The following is a 13,671-nucleotide window of genomic DNA, read 5'->3' on the forward strand; positions in this document are numbered from 1 at the left end:
TGTATACTGATTTGAGGGGAGGTGACGACATTGTCAACAGTATTAGAGAGAGTAACTAAAGTAATCGTGGATCGTCTAGGTGTAGAAGAGAGCGAAGTGAAAATTGAAGCTTCATTTACCGGTGACCTAGGTGCAGATTCATTGGACGTAGTGGAATTGGTTATGGAACTTGAAGATGAATTCGACATGGAAATTTCTGACGAAGACGCTGAGAACATGGCTACAGTAGGCGACGCAGTAACGTATATCGAGAAGAAACAAGCGTAAGCGATCAATAGATCCTTCTGCCGCATGCAAATACTTAAACACCCATTGACGCACAATTGCTGTTATACTAAGCAGTTGTGCGTCAATTCTCTTTTTGCACAATAGCTGAAAAAAAGGTAAAATTGATGGAAGTACACAAAGGAAGGCAGATAAAAATGGCAATGAATAAAAAATCAAATCAACAAAAGCTAGGCTCTATAAAAGAAAGCGCTAAAGCGGCATTTGAACAACTGCAAAAAGAGCTGAATGTTTCATTTAACAAACCTGCATTACTGTATCAAGCCTTCACGCATTCATCTTATGTGAATGAGCATCGAAGAAAACAATATACCGACAACGAGCGCCTGGAATTTCTGGGGGATGCGGTATTGGAATTATCCGTTTCGCATTACCTGTACATGAAATTTCCTGAAATGAGCGAAGGCGAATTGACGAAGCTGCGTGCAGCCATCGTTTGTGAACCTTCACTGGTTTTATTTGCCAATGAACTTGGTTTCGGCAGATACATCCTATTGGGCAAAGGCGAAGAGTTGACAGGCGGCCGAACACGCCCAGCGTTGCTGGCTGATGTTTTCGAATCCTATATCGGCGCTCTCTACCTTGACCAGGGACTGGAACCTGTTGTCGCATTTTTGGAAATGATCTTGTTTCCGAAAGTGGAACTCGGTGCTTTTTCGCATGTGATGGATTATAAGAGCCAATTGCAGGAATTGATCCAGCAGAAAAATACTGGAGCATTAAATTATGAAATTATTGACGAAATCGGACCAGCCCATAGTCGGGTATTTGTAACGCGTGTCTCTCTTGCGGAGCAGGAACTCGGTGTTGGCAACGGCCGTTCGAAAAAAGAGGCGGAACAGCAGGCAGCTCAGCTGGCGATCCGTAAATTGCAGGAAGCGGCGGAGGAGTAACAATGTTTTTGAAAAGATTGGAAATCATGGGGTTCAAATCTTTTGCCGATCGCATCGGCATTGATTTTGTACCCGGCGTAACAGCCGTTGTCGGACCGAATGGCAGCGGCAAAAGCAATGTCACCGATGCCATCCGTTGGGTGCTCGGCGAACAATCGGCAAAATCACTGCGCGGCGCTAAAATGGAAGATGTTATTTTTGCCGGCAGCGATTCCCGAAAACCGCTGAACTTTGCGGAAGTCACCTTGATTTTAGACAATACAGATGGCCGTGTCCCTCTTGATTACAGCGAAGTCAGCGTAACCAGAAGGGTTTTTCGCAGTGGAGAAAGTGCTTATCTGTTAAATAAGCAAAATTGCCGTTTAAAGGATATAACAGATCTGTTTATGGATTCTGGCCTTGGCAAAGAAGCCTTTTCCATCATTTCGCAGGGACGCGTGGATGAAATCCTGAATTCAAAAGCCGAAGAGCGCCGATCGATTTTCGAAGAAGCTGCAGGTGTTCTGAAATACAAACAGCGCAAGAAAAAAGCTGAAGTAAAATTAAATGAAACCGATGAAAACCTGAATCGCGTGCTTGATATTCTGCATGAATTGGATGGCCGGATGGAGCCGCTGCAAATTCAGGCTTCCACGGCACGGGATTATCTGGATATGAATGAGCAGCTGAAAGATGCCGACATTGCCTTATTGGCTTATGATGCAGGCAACCTGGAGCGCGAACTGGCTCAGTTGACGCGTGAAGCCGCGGCTCATTCAGAAAAGGAACAGCAGTTATCAGCAGAAATCAATCTGAAAGAACAGACTGTCACCAAAACGCGCCAATCGCTGTCAGATTTGGACAGCAAAATAGATCAGGCGCAAAATGCCCTTGTAGAAGCCAGTGCAGAAACAGAAAAATGGCAAGGGCGCAAGTTGCTCATGTCCGAGAAAAAAAGCAATGCCCATCGCCAAGCCCAGCAGCTGCAGGAAAATCTTGAAGCAGAAAAACTGGAAAATGGTTTCCTGCAGAAAAAGCACAGCGAACAGCTGGCTTTGCTGGAAGAACGAAAAGCAGAGCAGCAAACTATGCGGACGGCTATCAAAGAACTCGAAGACCAGCTGAACCGGACTCCGGCTGATATCGACAACGAGATTGAAAATTGCAAGTCGGTTTATATCGATTTGATGAATGAACAGGCCACAGTCAAAAATGAATTGAAAAATATCGGTTTGCAGGCACAGCAATTGTCAGAATCCACTGGACGCATTGCTTCGCAGCGAACAGACTTTACAGCAGAATTAGCACTGTTGGAAAAGAAGCAAGCCCAAGCCCAAAAGAGCGTCCAGGAAATCCGGACGCTGCTTGAAGGCAAGCGCCAACAGTATAAAGACAGTGAAGCTTCCTATCAATTGCAGAAGCAGGCTTTTGACCAGAAACAATCCATGCTGTTCCAGGCATATCAGTCGCAGAAGCAATTAGGGGCACGGATTGACACGTTGCAGGAACTGGAAGCTGATTTTTCCGGGTTTTTCCAAGGTGTCCGTGAAGTATTGGTGGCGCGTGAAAAAGGCCATTTAGCGGGAATCAGAGGAGCCGTCGCTGAAATTGCCAAGGTTGAGAAAGATTATGCCAAAGCGATTGAAACGGCTTTAGGGGCTTCCAGCCAGCACATCGTAACGGAAAATGAGCAGCATGCCCGGGACGCGATCGATTTCCTGCGCAAAAAAAGAGCCGGCCGTTCCACATTCCTGCCGATGACTGTCATGAAGCCAAGAAGGATTCCAGAACATACCCTGGCCACTGTGAGCCAGCACCCTTCCTACATCAAGATGGCATTTGAATTGGTCAATTACGATCCGCAATATGGGATGATCATTGAAAATTTATTGGGCAACGTCATTATCGCCGAAGACTTAAAAGGCGCGACGGCCATCGCCAAAGCAATAGGCAACCGGTTCCGCGTGGTCACACTTGAAGGCGATATCGTCAATGCCGGTGGATCGATGACCGGTGGAGCCAATAAAACACAAGCCTCTTTCTTTTCCCGAAAAGCCGAGCTCGAGCAATTGCTTGTGCAGGCAGGAGAACTGAAAGAAACAATCTTGAATGCCGAGAAAACAGTCCAGAAAGAGCAAGCTGAAGTAAAGGAAGCCGAAGAGTCTATTCAGCTTCTTCGGATCGAAGGCGAAAAATACCGGGACTCGGAAGCGGAAAGCTCCATAATCCTGCGTGAAATCGAAGCGGTATTAAAGACCACTTTAGAGCGTTTCCGGCTTTTCGAAGCTGAACAGAAAAACAGGGAATACGATTTAACGGCCATAACTGGACGCAAGGAAACTGCAGCTGTGCGTCTCGACAGCATTATCGGGGAACTGAGCGCGATAACAGTCAAAATTGACGAATTGTCTTTATTCAAGCAACAAAACGAATCTGCGCGCGATCAGGTTCTGGAGAAATTGGCGGAGCAGAAATCACTCCATGCCGTGACGAAAGAACGCGTCCTCCAGTTGACCAACAGTGAAGCAGAGCTTTTTGAACGCCTGGAAAAAAGCAGCCTCAAGCTGCAGGGGCATCAAAAAGAGCTGCAATGGATTCAGTCGGAAGAAGCGGCAAAAGTTTATTCTGATGAAGAGATCCTTCAGGAAATTGAATCGTGGTCAGCGAAAAAACTGCAGATCCAACAAACTGTCAACCAGACGAAAGAGCAGCGTGCAAAGCAGCAAAGTGAGTTGAATAGTCTAGAAGAAGTTGTGAAAGAACAGCAGCGCATCTACAAAGGATATGTAGAAGCGATTCGAATCTGCGAAGTCAAATCGACACGACTGGACGTGCAGATCCAGAGCTTTATCCTCCAGCTCGAAACCAATTACCAGCTGACGCTCGAGCAGGCGAAACAATTTGAAATGATGGACGAAGAGGCAGCTGTCCGCAGAAAAGTCAAACTGCTGAAGCAATCCATTGAAGAATTGGGGCCTGTCCACATTGGAGCTATCGAAGAGTTCGACCATGTCTCCGATCGCCATGCCTTTTTGACAGAGCAGCGCAATGATCTGAACGAAGCCAAAGACACTTTGCGTACCTTGATCCGGGAGATGGATGGAGAAATGACCAGTCGTTTCGACGATACTTTCCATGCTATTCGTACACAGTTCCAATTGGCTTTCAAAGAACTGTTCGGCGGGGGCTCTGCGGATCTGGTGCTTACCGATCCGAAAGATATGCTGCTGACAGGCGTTGAAATCATCGCCCAGCCACCTGGCAAAAAGCTGCAGAACCTAAGTCTGCTGTCGGGCGGAGAACGCGCACTAACTGCCATCGCGCTGCTGTTTGCGATTTTGAATGTGCGCCCTGTGCCGTTCTGTGTGCTTGACGAAGTTGAGGCAGCGCTTGATGAATCAAATGTCGTGCGTTACAGTCAGTACTTGAAGAAGTTCAGTGAAGATACACAGTTCATTGTCATCACACACCGTAAAGGAACGATGGAAGGTGCGGACGTCCTGTATGGCATTACGATGCAGGAATCCGGGATTTCAAAATTGGTGTCTGTTAAACTTGAAGAGAAAATTTAAAAGAGGAGTGGTCACGTGAGTTTCTTTAAAAAATTAAAAGAAAAATTTGCCGGAAACGCCGAGGCTGAAGAATCAACTGAAAAATACAAAGAGGGATTAGCTAAAACACGAACCGGCTTTACTTCGAAGATCAATGACTTGGTAGCGAAATACCGTAAAGTGGATGAAGACTTTTTTGAGGAATTGGAAGAGATCCTGCTGCAGGCAGACGTTGGTTTTGAAACAGTGATTGAACTGATGGATGACCTGCGTTTTGAAGTGCAGCGAAAAAATGTGCGGGACACGTCCAACGTACAATCCGTCATTTCAGAAAAACTGGTGGAGATCTATCAGGCGGGCGAAGCAGAAACCAGCGAAATCAATTTTGTTGATGGACTGACGGTTATTCTAATGGTCGGTGTCAACGGTGTCGGCAAAACCACGACCATCGGAAAATTGGCCCACCGCTTCAAGAATGAAGGGAAAACCGTGATGTTAGCTGCCGGCGATACATTCCGTGCCGGTGCCATCGAGCAATTGGATGTCTGGGGCCAGCGCGTCGGCGTCGACGTCATTAAGCAAAGCGAGGGCTCGGATCCCGCGGCTGTCATGTATGACGCAGTCCGTTCAGCCAAATCCCGCGGAGTGGACGTGTTGATCTGTGATACGGCAGGGCGTCTGCAGAACAAAGTCAATCTGATGAATGAACTGCAGAAAGTGCACCGTGTCATTTCGCGCGAAATTCCTGGGGCGCCTCACGAGGTGCTACTGGCTCTTGATGCGACGACCGGACAAAACGCCATGATCCAAGCGCAAACATTCAAAGAAGTCACAGATGTTACAGGCATCGTTCTGACAAAACTGGACGGAACGGCAAAAGGCGGAATCGTTTTGGCCATTCGCAATAAGCTGAAGATTCCCGTTAAATTTGTTGGGCTTGGTGAAAAATTGGATGACTTGCAGCCATTTGATGCACAAAAATATGTCTACGGTCTATTTGCTGAAGGATTGGACAAAGAGCAGCAATTAGAAGATGCTGGGGCAGACAAGTAAAATTACTTGACAGCTATTTCGGTTTTCAGTATTCTAAACAGTAGTATGAATGGGGTGAGCGTCAATGATGGGACTGGAAAAAACAACACGTATGAATTATTTGTTTGATTTCTATCAGGAGCTACTGACACCTAAACAGCGCAGCTACATGATGCTGTATTATTTAGATGACCATTCACTGGGCGAAATTGCTGAAGAATATAACATCACCCGCCAGGCTGTCTACGACAATATAAAACGGACAGAAGCGATGCTGGAAGAATATGAACGCAAATTGCAGTTGTTTGAGAAATTCCAGAAACGGCAGCAATTGGTTTCGTCATTTGAAAAACAGCCATTCACAGAAGAACGCGTCCGGCAATTTTTGGACGAACTGAAGGAATGGGACTAGGAGGCGGAAAGAATGGCATTTGAAGGATTATCCGAACGCCTGCAAGGCACCATGACAAAGATCAAGGGCAAAGGAAAAGTCAACGAAGCAGACGTTAAGGAAATGATGCGCGAAGTTCGTTTTGCCTTAATCGAAGCGGATGTCAACTTAAAAGTCGTCAAGGAATTCGTCAAGAAAATCAGCGAACGGGCAATCGGCCAGGATGTTATGGATAGCCTGACACCAGGCCAGCAAGTTGTTAAAATCGTAAAAGATGAGCTGACTGAATTGATGGGCGGCGAAGAACGGAAAATCGAGTTTTCTACAAAACAGCCGACTGTCATCATGATGGTCGGTCTGCAGGGTGCCGGTAAAACGACCACTTCGGGAAAACTCGCTAACCTGCTACGCAGAAAACACAACCGCAAGCCGCTTTTGGTGGCAGCCGACATCTACCGTCCGGCAGCTATCCAACAGCTTGAAACGATTGGCAAGCAGCTATCCCTGCCGGTTTTCTCCAAAGGGACAGAACTGTCTCCTGTGGAGATAGCGCGCCAAGCAATTGAGCATGCAAAAGCCGAGCATTTGGATACGGTCATCATCGATACGGCAGGCCGCCTGCACATAGACGAAGCATTGATGCAGGAATTGAAGGATATCCGCGCCCTTAAAGAGCCGGATGAAATATTCCTGGTGGTCGATTCCATGACCGGACAGGATGCTGTCAATGTAGCTCAAAACTTTGATGAAGCTATCGGCATCACAGGCGTCATCCTGACAAAACTTGATGGTGATACACGTGGTGGTGCCGCTCTGTCCATCCGTTCAGTCACCCAAAAACCGATTAAATTTGTCGGAATGGGCGAAAAGTTGGACGCGCTTGAAGCTTTCCATCCAGAACGTATGGCGTCACGGATTCTGGGGATGGGCGATATGCTGTCGCTGATTGAAAAAGCGCAGTCAAGCGTCGATGAAGAAAAAGCAAAAGAATTGGAAGAAAAGTTCAGAACCTCCACTTTTACCTTTGACGATTTCCTTGAACAGATGTCGCAGGTCAAACAGATGGGGCCATTGGATGAAATTCTGAAAATGCTCCCAGGCGCAAATAAAATCAAAGGGCTCGAAAACGCAAAAGTGGATGAAAGCCAAATGGATCGTGTGGAAGCCATTATCTATTCCATGACGAAAAAAGAGAAAACCACACCTGAAATCATCAACGCAAACCGCAAAAAACGGATTGCCAAAGGTTCAGGAACGACGATTCAAGACGTCAACCGACTCTTGAAACAGTTCGAAGATATGAAGAAAATGATGAAACAAATGTCTGGCATGAACACGAAAAAAGGCAAAAAGAAAATGGGTATGTCAGGCCTGGACTCATTTTTCAAGTAAAAATTTAAGGTGTTAAGAGAAAATGCTTTACAAACTATTTAAAGCTTGCTAATATAATATCTTGTGTGAAACTATTCGGAGGTGCTTTAAGAAATGGCAGTTAAAATTCGCTTGAAACGTATGGGAGCTAAGAAATCTCCTTTTTACCGTATTGTAGTAGCTGACTCACGTGCCCCACGTGACGGCCGTCAAATCCAGACAGTAGGTACTTACAACCCACTTACAGTCCCAGCTGAAGTTAAGATCGACGAAGAGCAAGTGTTGAAATGGCTTCATGATGGTGCAAAACCATCTGACACTGTACGCAACTTGTTTTCTCAAAAAGGCATTATGGAGAAATTCCATAACGAAAAATTAAGCAAGTAAGGGAGATTTTCTTATGAAGCAGCTGATTGAGACCATTGTGAAACCGTTAGTTGATTATCCGGAAGAAGTTCGTGTCGAAACTGACGAAAACGCAAGCCGAATTGTCTACAAGCTTTCTGTGCATCCAGAGGATACAGGGAAAGTGATCGGGAAGCAGGGGCGTGTAGCGAAAGCTGTGCGTTCAATTGTGTACTCAGCAGCAGGTGGTTACCATAAGAAGAAAACGTACCTTGATATTGTCGATTAAGAAAGAAGAAGGAGCCTAGGTTCCTTCTTTTTTTTTCAGAAAAATAGTACTGGAAGGATGTTTGCTTGTGCAATGGTTTAATGTAGGAAAAATTGTCAATACCCATGGAATCAATGGAGAAGTGCGCGTTTTGTCGCGTACTGATTTTCCGGAAGAACGGTTCGCGATCGGCACAAAACTTGGGCTTTTTACACCGGATGCAAAAAAACCGATTATGGTGAAAATTGCCAGCCATCGCCAGCATAAGAACTTTGAATTGGTGACTTTTGAAGGCTATCCGAATATCAATGACGTAGAACAGTTCAAAGAATCCTATTTGAAAATTGCTGAACACGATTTGACTGAACTCGAGGAGAACGCATTCTATCATCACGAAATTTTAGGGTGTACAGTTTTCACGACAGAAGGACAGGAACTCGGAACCATCAGTGAAATTTTGGAAACGGGTGCCAATGATGTCTGGGAAGTTACGCCAAAAGCCGGGAAAAAGCATTACATTCCATATATCGAAGACATCGTCAAAGAAATCAATATAGAAGAAAAGAAAGTGATCATCGAAGTCATGGAAGGTTTGTTGTCTTGATGAACATAAATGTCTTATCGCTTTTTCCGCCAATGTTTGAAGGGGTCTTTCAGCACTCGATCATGAAAAAAGCGCAGGAAAAAGGCGCAGTCAGCTTGAATGTTGTAGATATCCGGGAATTTGCCGACAATAAGCGGCAGGTGGATGATTACCCATTCGGCGGCGGCGCTGGCATGGTGCTGAAGCCGGAACCGATCTTTAATGCTGTAGAAAGTTTGACCCCGAACAGCAAGCCGCGTGTCATCCTGATGTGCCCGCAAGGCGAGCGTTTCACGCAGCAAAAAGCCGAAGAACTGGCAAATGAACAGGAATTGGTGTTTATCTGCGGCCATTATGAAGGCTACGATGAGCGAATCCGGGAGCATTTGGTGACAGACGAGATCTCCATCGGGGATTTTGTGCTGACTGGCGGAGAGCTCGCGGCCATGACTGTCATCGACAGTGTCGTCAGACTGCTTCCAGGGGTGCTGGGCAATGCCGACTCACCTGTTCGCGACTCATTCTCTACAGGCCTCTTGGAACATCCGCAATACACGCGTCCGGCCGATTTCAGAGGATGGAAGGTTCCGGACGTGCTGACTTCCGGCAACCACGGCAAAGTTGATCAATGGCGCGAAGAACAGACCCTGAAACGGACGCTTGAACGCCGCCCTGATCTGCTCGATAAAATCGAGCAGAGCGACACGCAAAAGAAAATCATCGCGGAACTGAAAAAACAAAAATAGATCGCAGAGTGCTCTTGCGCAAGCAATTGTTTAGTGGTATTATGGACACTGTACTTTTATGTGAAGTACAGGATCACGATGTTCCGCTGCAACAATCCATTTGGGTGTAAGAGCATCTGTAGAAGGAGAGAAAAATAATGCAAAACATTATTACAGAAATCACTAAAGAACAGCTTCGTACGGACCTTCCAACGTTCCGTCCTGGAGATACTGTCCGCGTCCACGTTAAAGTTGTCGAGGGTACACGCGAACGTATTCAGGTATACGAAGGAGTCGTTATCGGCCGTCGCGGAGGCGGAATCAGTGAATCATTCACTGTTCGCAAAATCTCTTACGGTGTTGGTGTTGAGCGTACATTCCCTGTACACACACCAAAAATTGCACAGCTTGAAGTTACCCGTCGTGGTAAAGTACGCCGTGCGAAATTGTACTACTTGCGTGACCTACGCGGTAAAGCAGCTCGTATCAAAGAAATTCGATAAGATTGCATGGATGAAAGAGGGCGCTTGCGCCCTCTTTCTTTTTGCTAAAAAGTTTATTTCCTTGTACAATTAAAGCAGTAAGCATGGGGAGGAACACGCATGGAGACTGAAGTGAAGAAGAAGAATGAAATATGGGAATGGTCCAAAGCTCTGTTGATCGCCTTCGGTTTGGCAGCAATTATCCGTTTCTTTTTATTCACGCCGATTGTCGTAGATGGTGAGTCGATGATGCCGACTTTGGAACATGGAGACCGCATGATCGTCAACAAGATCGGTTATTCAGTCGGCGAACCTGACCGCTTTGACATCATCGTTTTTCATGCACCGGAGCAAAAAGATTATATCAAGCGCATAATCGGTTTGCCGGGCGATCATATAGCCTATGAAGACGACCAGTTATATATAAATGGAGAAGCAGTGGAAGAGCCTTATCTGGATATTTACAAGCAAGGAATCACCGGTACCCTGACAGAAGATTTTGTTCTGGAAGACGTCACTGGTGAAAGCGTCGTACCCGAAGGCTCTGTATTTGTCATGGGCGATAATCGCCGTGCCAGCAAAGACAGCCGCCATATTGGGTTGGTCCCGACCGACGAAGTGATCGGGGACACAAGTTTCGTTTTCTGGCCGTTGCCTGAAGCGGGAATTGTAAAATAAGGAGTGGTTTTATGACGATACAATGGTTTCCTGGACACATGGCGAAAGCCCGCAGACAAGTTACCGAAAAGCTGAAATTGGTGGATATCATTTTTGAACTTGTTGACGCCAGGTTGCCTTTATCTTCACGAAATCCGATGATCGATCAAGTGATTCAGCAAAAACCGCGTCTCATTATTTTAAATAAAATGGACATGGCAGATGAAGTTGAAACGAAAAAATGGATTCGTTATTTTGAGGATCAAGGTACCCGGGCAGTCGCCATCAATTCGCTTGAAGGCAGAGGGCTGCAGTTAGTGACGAAAGCATCAAAAGAAATACTGGAAGAAAAATGGGACCGGATGATTGCCAAAGGCATCAACCCACGTGCCATTCGCGCGATGATTGTCGGCATCCCGAACGTTGGGAAATCGACGCTCATTAACCGCTTATCGAAAAAGAGCCTGGCTAAGACCGGAAACATGCCAGGAGTCACGAAAGCGCAGCAATGGATCAAAGTCGGCAAAGAAATTGAATTACTGGATACGCCAGGTATTTTATGGCCGAAGTTTGAAGACCCGGAGATCGGATTGAAACTGGCGGTTACGGGAGCGATCAAGGATTCAGTTATCCAAATGCAGGAGTTGGCCATCTACGCCCTGAAGTTCTTGGAAGAACGCTATCCAGACCGCATGATGGAACGGTACGGCATTGACCATGTCGATGAAGAAATCGTCAATACCTTTGACCATATCGGCAAAAAACGCGGCTGTTATGATCAGCATGGCGATGTTGATTACGAAACAACCGCTGAAGTGATTGTCCGGGATATCCGTAACCAACACTTAGGCAAAGTGACTTTCGATTATAGAGATGAAATGATTGAAAAAGAAGAGTGAGAGTCTGCTCTATCCGAAAACCGGCTGTTCCTCGATTTTGAGGAGCAGCCTTTTTGGGATTAAGCTGCGGAAAATAAATAAGGTTTCATCAATCGCTCTATTTAATTCGCAGCAGCATCATTTTAAGAAATTATTCAAGGGAGAAGTTGAAGAGATGCAAACTACGGCGCAAATAAAAGAGAAATTGAATGGTGTGACGGAATGGCAGTCTTGGATGGAGGAACTTCAAAGCGATTCGCGGAAGAGTGTCCAGACTTTATTGGCATCCTGGCAGCGGAAACAGGAACTGCGTGATAAGCTGCTGCAGAACCATAGCCTGAAGCTGCAATTTGATGCGGCATACAGAACCGGAACCGGTGATTTAGTGGCTGGCATCGATGAGGCGGGAAGAGGTCCGCTCGCCGGTCCGGTCGTAACGGCAGCGGTCATCTTGCCGGAAGATTGTTCAAGCCTTGTCGGTTTGGACGATTCCAAGCAGTTGAGCAAAGCCAAACGCGACCAGTTTGCTGAAACCATCAAAAAGATAGCTGTCAGCTACTCGGTCCATGTTCAGCCACCGGAAGAAATTGATCGTGTGAACATCTATCAGGCGACAAGAGGTTCCATGACTTCCGCTGCTTTAATGTTGACCCCCGCACCTGACATCGTGCTGGCTGATGCCATGAAGCTGGATTTGCCGATGCCGTGTGAATCCATCATCAAAGGCGATGCCAAGAGCTTGAGCATTGCTGCAGCTTCAATTTTGGCGAAGACGGGAAGGGATGCCATTATGGCTGAGTATGCCGTTCAGTATCCACAGTACGGTTTCGAAAAACATGCCGGATATGGAACGAAAGAACATGTATTGGCACTTGAAAAACACGGTCCAAGTGAAATCCATCGGAAGACATTCGAACCGGTCAAATCGCTTTTAATGCAAAGTCTTTTGTTTTAAAGGGATGAAGTTTTTCGGAACAGCTAACAACATTGGACATTCTGTGTCAACTTTAATACAATGGTAGAGGTAAAAGAATTAAGATAGAGATGTTTGATTGGAGGATGACAGATGAATATCCATGAATATCAAGGGAAAGAACTTCTCAGACAATACGGCGTAGCAGTTTCTTACGGCATTGTTGCTTTTTCTCCGGAAGAAGCAGTAAAGGCAGCTAAAGAACTGAGTACGGATATTGTCGTGGTAAAAGCACAAATCCACGCAGGTGGACGAGGCAAGGCCGGCGGTGTTAAAATCGCTAAAAATCTGGATGAAGTCCGTACATACGCAAAAGAGCTGTTAGGCAAAGTTCTTGTGACTCACCAGACAGGTCCAGAAGGCAAAGAAATCAAACGCTTGTTGATCGAAGAAGGATCTGATATTAAAAAGGAATATTATATCGGATTGGTGCTTGACCGCCAAACTTCACGTGTCACTCTTATGGGTTCTGAAGAAGGCGGAGTTGATATCGAGGAAGTTTCTGAAAACAATCCTGAAAAAATCTTCAAGGAAGTTATTGATCCAATAGTCGGTTTGACTGGTTTCCAGGCACGCCGTATGGCTTTCAACATGAACATTCCGCCTAAGCTTGTAAACAAAGCGGCGAAATTCATGCTTGGCCTTTACACTGTATTCATCGAAAAAGACGCTTCAATCGTTGAAATCAATCCGTTGGTAGAAACTGCCGACGGCAATATTCTAGCGCTTGATGCAAAATTCGATTTCGATGAAAACGCTCTTTACCGCCACAAAGACATTGTGGAACTTCGTGATTTCGACGAAGAGGATGCAAAAGAAATTGAAGCTTCCAAGTATGACTTGAGCTATATTTCTTTGGATGGGAACATCGGCTGTATGGTTAACGGCGCCGGACTTGCTATGGCAACAATGGATACGATCAACTATTACGGCGGAACACCCGCTAACTTCCTTGACGTTGGGGGCGGTGCCACTGCTGAGAAAGTAACGGAAGCTTTCAAAATCATTCTTTCTGATAAGAATGTAAAAGGAATTTTCGTTAACATTTTCGGCGGTATCATGAAGTGTGACATCATTGCGGAAGGCGTAATCCAGGCTGCGAAAGAAGTAAGCCTTGATGTACCGCTTGTCGTCCGTCTTGAAGGAACCAATGTAGAAATCGGTAAAAAACTGCTTAATGAATCAGGTCTTAATATTGTGGCTGCTGGTACGATGGCAGACGGCGCTAAACGGATCGTAGAACTTGTAGGCTAAAGAA

Annotated in this window: 15 protein-coding genes; all 15 read left to right on the top strand. The window is 46.0% G+C overall.

The features are described 5' to 3' along the window. The first annotated feature begins 30 nt into the window (after positions 1–30). A complete protein-coding gene (locus AC1MEO_RS00955) occupies positions 31–267 on the top strand; it encodes an acyl carrier protein (protein ID WP_480333770.1) in 237 nt (78 codons plus the stop codon). 155 nt (positions 268–422) lie between these two features. Beyond that, a complete protein-coding gene (gene rnc / locus AC1MEO_RS00960; protein ID WP_480333771.1) occupies positions 423–1,178 on the top strand; it encodes a ribonuclease III in 756 nt (251 codons plus the stop codon). A gap of 2 nt (positions 1,179–1,180) precedes the next feature. After that, positions 1,181–4,729, top strand: a complete 3,549-nt coding sequence (gene smc, locus AC1MEO_RS00965) for a chromosome segregation protein SMC (RefSeq protein WP_480333772.1) — start codon at positions 1,181–1,183, stop codon at positions 4,727–4,729. A gap of 15 nt (positions 4,730–4,744) precedes the next feature. Next, positions 4,745–5,761 carry a signal recognition particle-docking protein FtsY gene (gene ftsY / locus AC1MEO_RS00970; RefSeq protein WP_480333773.1) on the top strand — a complete coding sequence of 339 codons (1,017 nt, stop codon included), beginning with the start codon at positions 4,745–4,747 and terminating at the stop codon, positions 5,759–5,761. Between the two features lie 67 nt (positions 5,762–5,828). After that, positions 5,829–6,152, top strand: a complete 324-nt coding sequence (locus tag AC1MEO_RS00975; protein WP_480335994.1) for a putative DNA-binding protein — start codon at positions 5,829–5,831, stop codon at positions 6,150–6,152. A gap of 12 nt (positions 6,153–6,164) precedes the next feature. Continuing rightward, the gene (gene ffh / locus AC1MEO_RS00980) at positions 6,165–7,523 is read left to right on the top strand and encodes a signal recognition particle protein (protein WP_480333774.1); all 1,359 of its coding nucleotides are present in this window, start codon (positions 6,165–6,167) and stop codon (positions 7,521–7,523) included. Positions 7,524–7,616: 93 nt separating this feature from the next. After that, a complete protein-coding gene (gene rpsP / locus AC1MEO_RS00985) occupies positions 7,617–7,889 on the top strand; it encodes a 30S ribosomal protein S16 (RefSeq protein ID WP_480333775.1) in 273 nt (90 codons plus the stop codon). Positions 7,890–7,902: 13 nt separating this feature from the next. Beyond that, complete coding sequence (locus AC1MEO_RS00990) at positions 7,903–8,136, top strand: KH domain-containing protein (protein WP_142826576.1); 234 nt, start codon at positions 7,903–7,905, stop codon at positions 8,134–8,136. A gap of 67 nt (positions 8,137–8,203) precedes the next feature. Next, on the top strand, positions 8,204–8,719 hold the full coding sequence (gene rimM / locus AC1MEO_RS00995; protein WP_480333776.1) for a ribosome maturation factor RimM: 516 nt from the start codon (positions 8,204–8,206) through the stop codon (positions 8,717–8,719). Beyond that, the gene (gene trmD / locus AC1MEO_RS01000) at positions 8,719–9,444 is read left to right on the top strand and encodes a tRNA (guanosine(37)-N1)-methyltransferase TrmD (protein WP_480335995.1); all 726 of its coding nucleotides are present in this window, start codon (positions 8,719–8,721) and stop codon (positions 9,442–9,444) included. The genes rimM and trmD overlap by 1 nt, the downstream gene beginning before the upstream one ends. Before the next feature lie 137 nt (positions 9,445–9,581). Beyond that, positions 9,582–9,926: a 50S ribosomal protein L19 gene (gene rplS, locus AC1MEO_RS01005; protein WP_191714049.1), complete on the top strand. Its 345-nt coding sequence runs from the start codon at positions 9,582–9,584 to the stop codon at positions 9,924–9,926. Positions 9,927–10,025: 99 nt separating this feature from the next. After that, positions 10,026–10,583 carry a signal peptidase I gene (gene lepB, locus AC1MEO_RS01010; RefSeq protein ID WP_480333777.1) on the top strand — a complete coding sequence of 186 codons (558 nt, stop codon included), beginning with the start codon at positions 10,026–10,028 and terminating at the stop codon, positions 10,581–10,583. A gap of 11 nt (positions 10,584–10,594) precedes the next feature. After that, positions 10,595–11,461, top strand: coding sequence for a ribosome biogenesis GTPase YlqF (gene ylqF / locus AC1MEO_RS01015; RefSeq protein ID WP_480333778.1), 867 nt, complete (start codon positions 10,595–10,597; stop codon positions 11,459–11,461). 154 nt (positions 11,462–11,615) lie between these two features. Further along, positions 11,616–12,395: a ribonuclease HII gene (locus AC1MEO_RS01020; protein WP_480333779.1), complete on the top strand. Its 780-nt coding sequence runs from the start codon at positions 11,616–11,618 to the stop codon at positions 12,393–12,395. 111 nt (positions 12,396–12,506) lie between these two features. Continuing rightward, entirely contained in the window at positions 12,507–13,667 is a 1,161-nt protein-coding gene (sucC, locus tag AC1MEO_RS01025; protein WP_480333780.1) for an ADP-forming succinate--CoA ligase subunit beta, read from the top strand. Positions 13,668–13,671: the final 4 nt, after the last annotated feature.

It is taken from the genome of Planococcus sp. BI3, from assembly GCF_056680115.1.

Coding starts and splice junctions, on each gene's coding strand:
- AC1MEO_RS00975 (WP_480335994.1), top strand. CDS start 5,829: ATGGGACTGGAAAAAACAACACGTATGAATTATTTGTTTGATTTCTAT.
- rnc (WP_480333771.1), top strand. CDS start 423: ATGGCAATGAATAAAAAATCAAATCAACAAAAGCTAGGCTCTATAAAA.
- rpsP (WP_480333775.1), top strand. CDS start 7,617: ATGGCAGTTAAAATTCGCTTGAAACGTATGGGAGCTAAGAAATCTCCT.
- AC1MEO_RS01020 (WP_480333779.1), top strand. CDS start 11,616: ATGCAAACTACGGCGCAAATAAAAGAGAAATTGAATGGTGTGACGGAA.
- lepB (WP_480333777.1), top strand. CDS start 10,026: ATGGAGACTGAAGTGAAGAAGAAGAATGAAATATGGGAATGGTCCAAA.
- ylqF (WP_480333778.1), top strand. CDS start 10,595: ATGACGATACAATGGTTTCCTGGACACATGGCGAAAGCCCGCAGACAA.
- rplS (WP_191714049.1), top strand. CDS start 9,582: ATGCAAAACATTATTACAGAAATCACTAAAGAACAGCTTCGTACGGAC.
- AC1MEO_RS00990 (WP_142826576.1), top strand. CDS start 7,903: ATGAAGCAGCTGATTGAGACCATTGTGAAACCGTTAGTTGATTATCCG.
- smc (WP_480333772.1), top strand. CDS start 1,181: ATGTTTTTGAAAAGATTGGAAATCATGGGGTTCAAATCTTTTGCCGAT.
- trmD (WP_480335995.1), top strand. CDS start 8,719: ATGAACATAAATGTCTTATCGCTTTTTCCGCCAATGTTTGAAGGGGTC.
- sucC (WP_480333780.1), top strand. CDS start 12,507: ATGAATATCCATGAATATCAAGGGAAAGAACTTCTCAGACAATACGGC.
- ffh (WP_480333774.1), top strand. CDS start 6,165: ATGGCATTTGAAGGATTATCCGAACGCCTGCAAGGCACCATGACAAAG.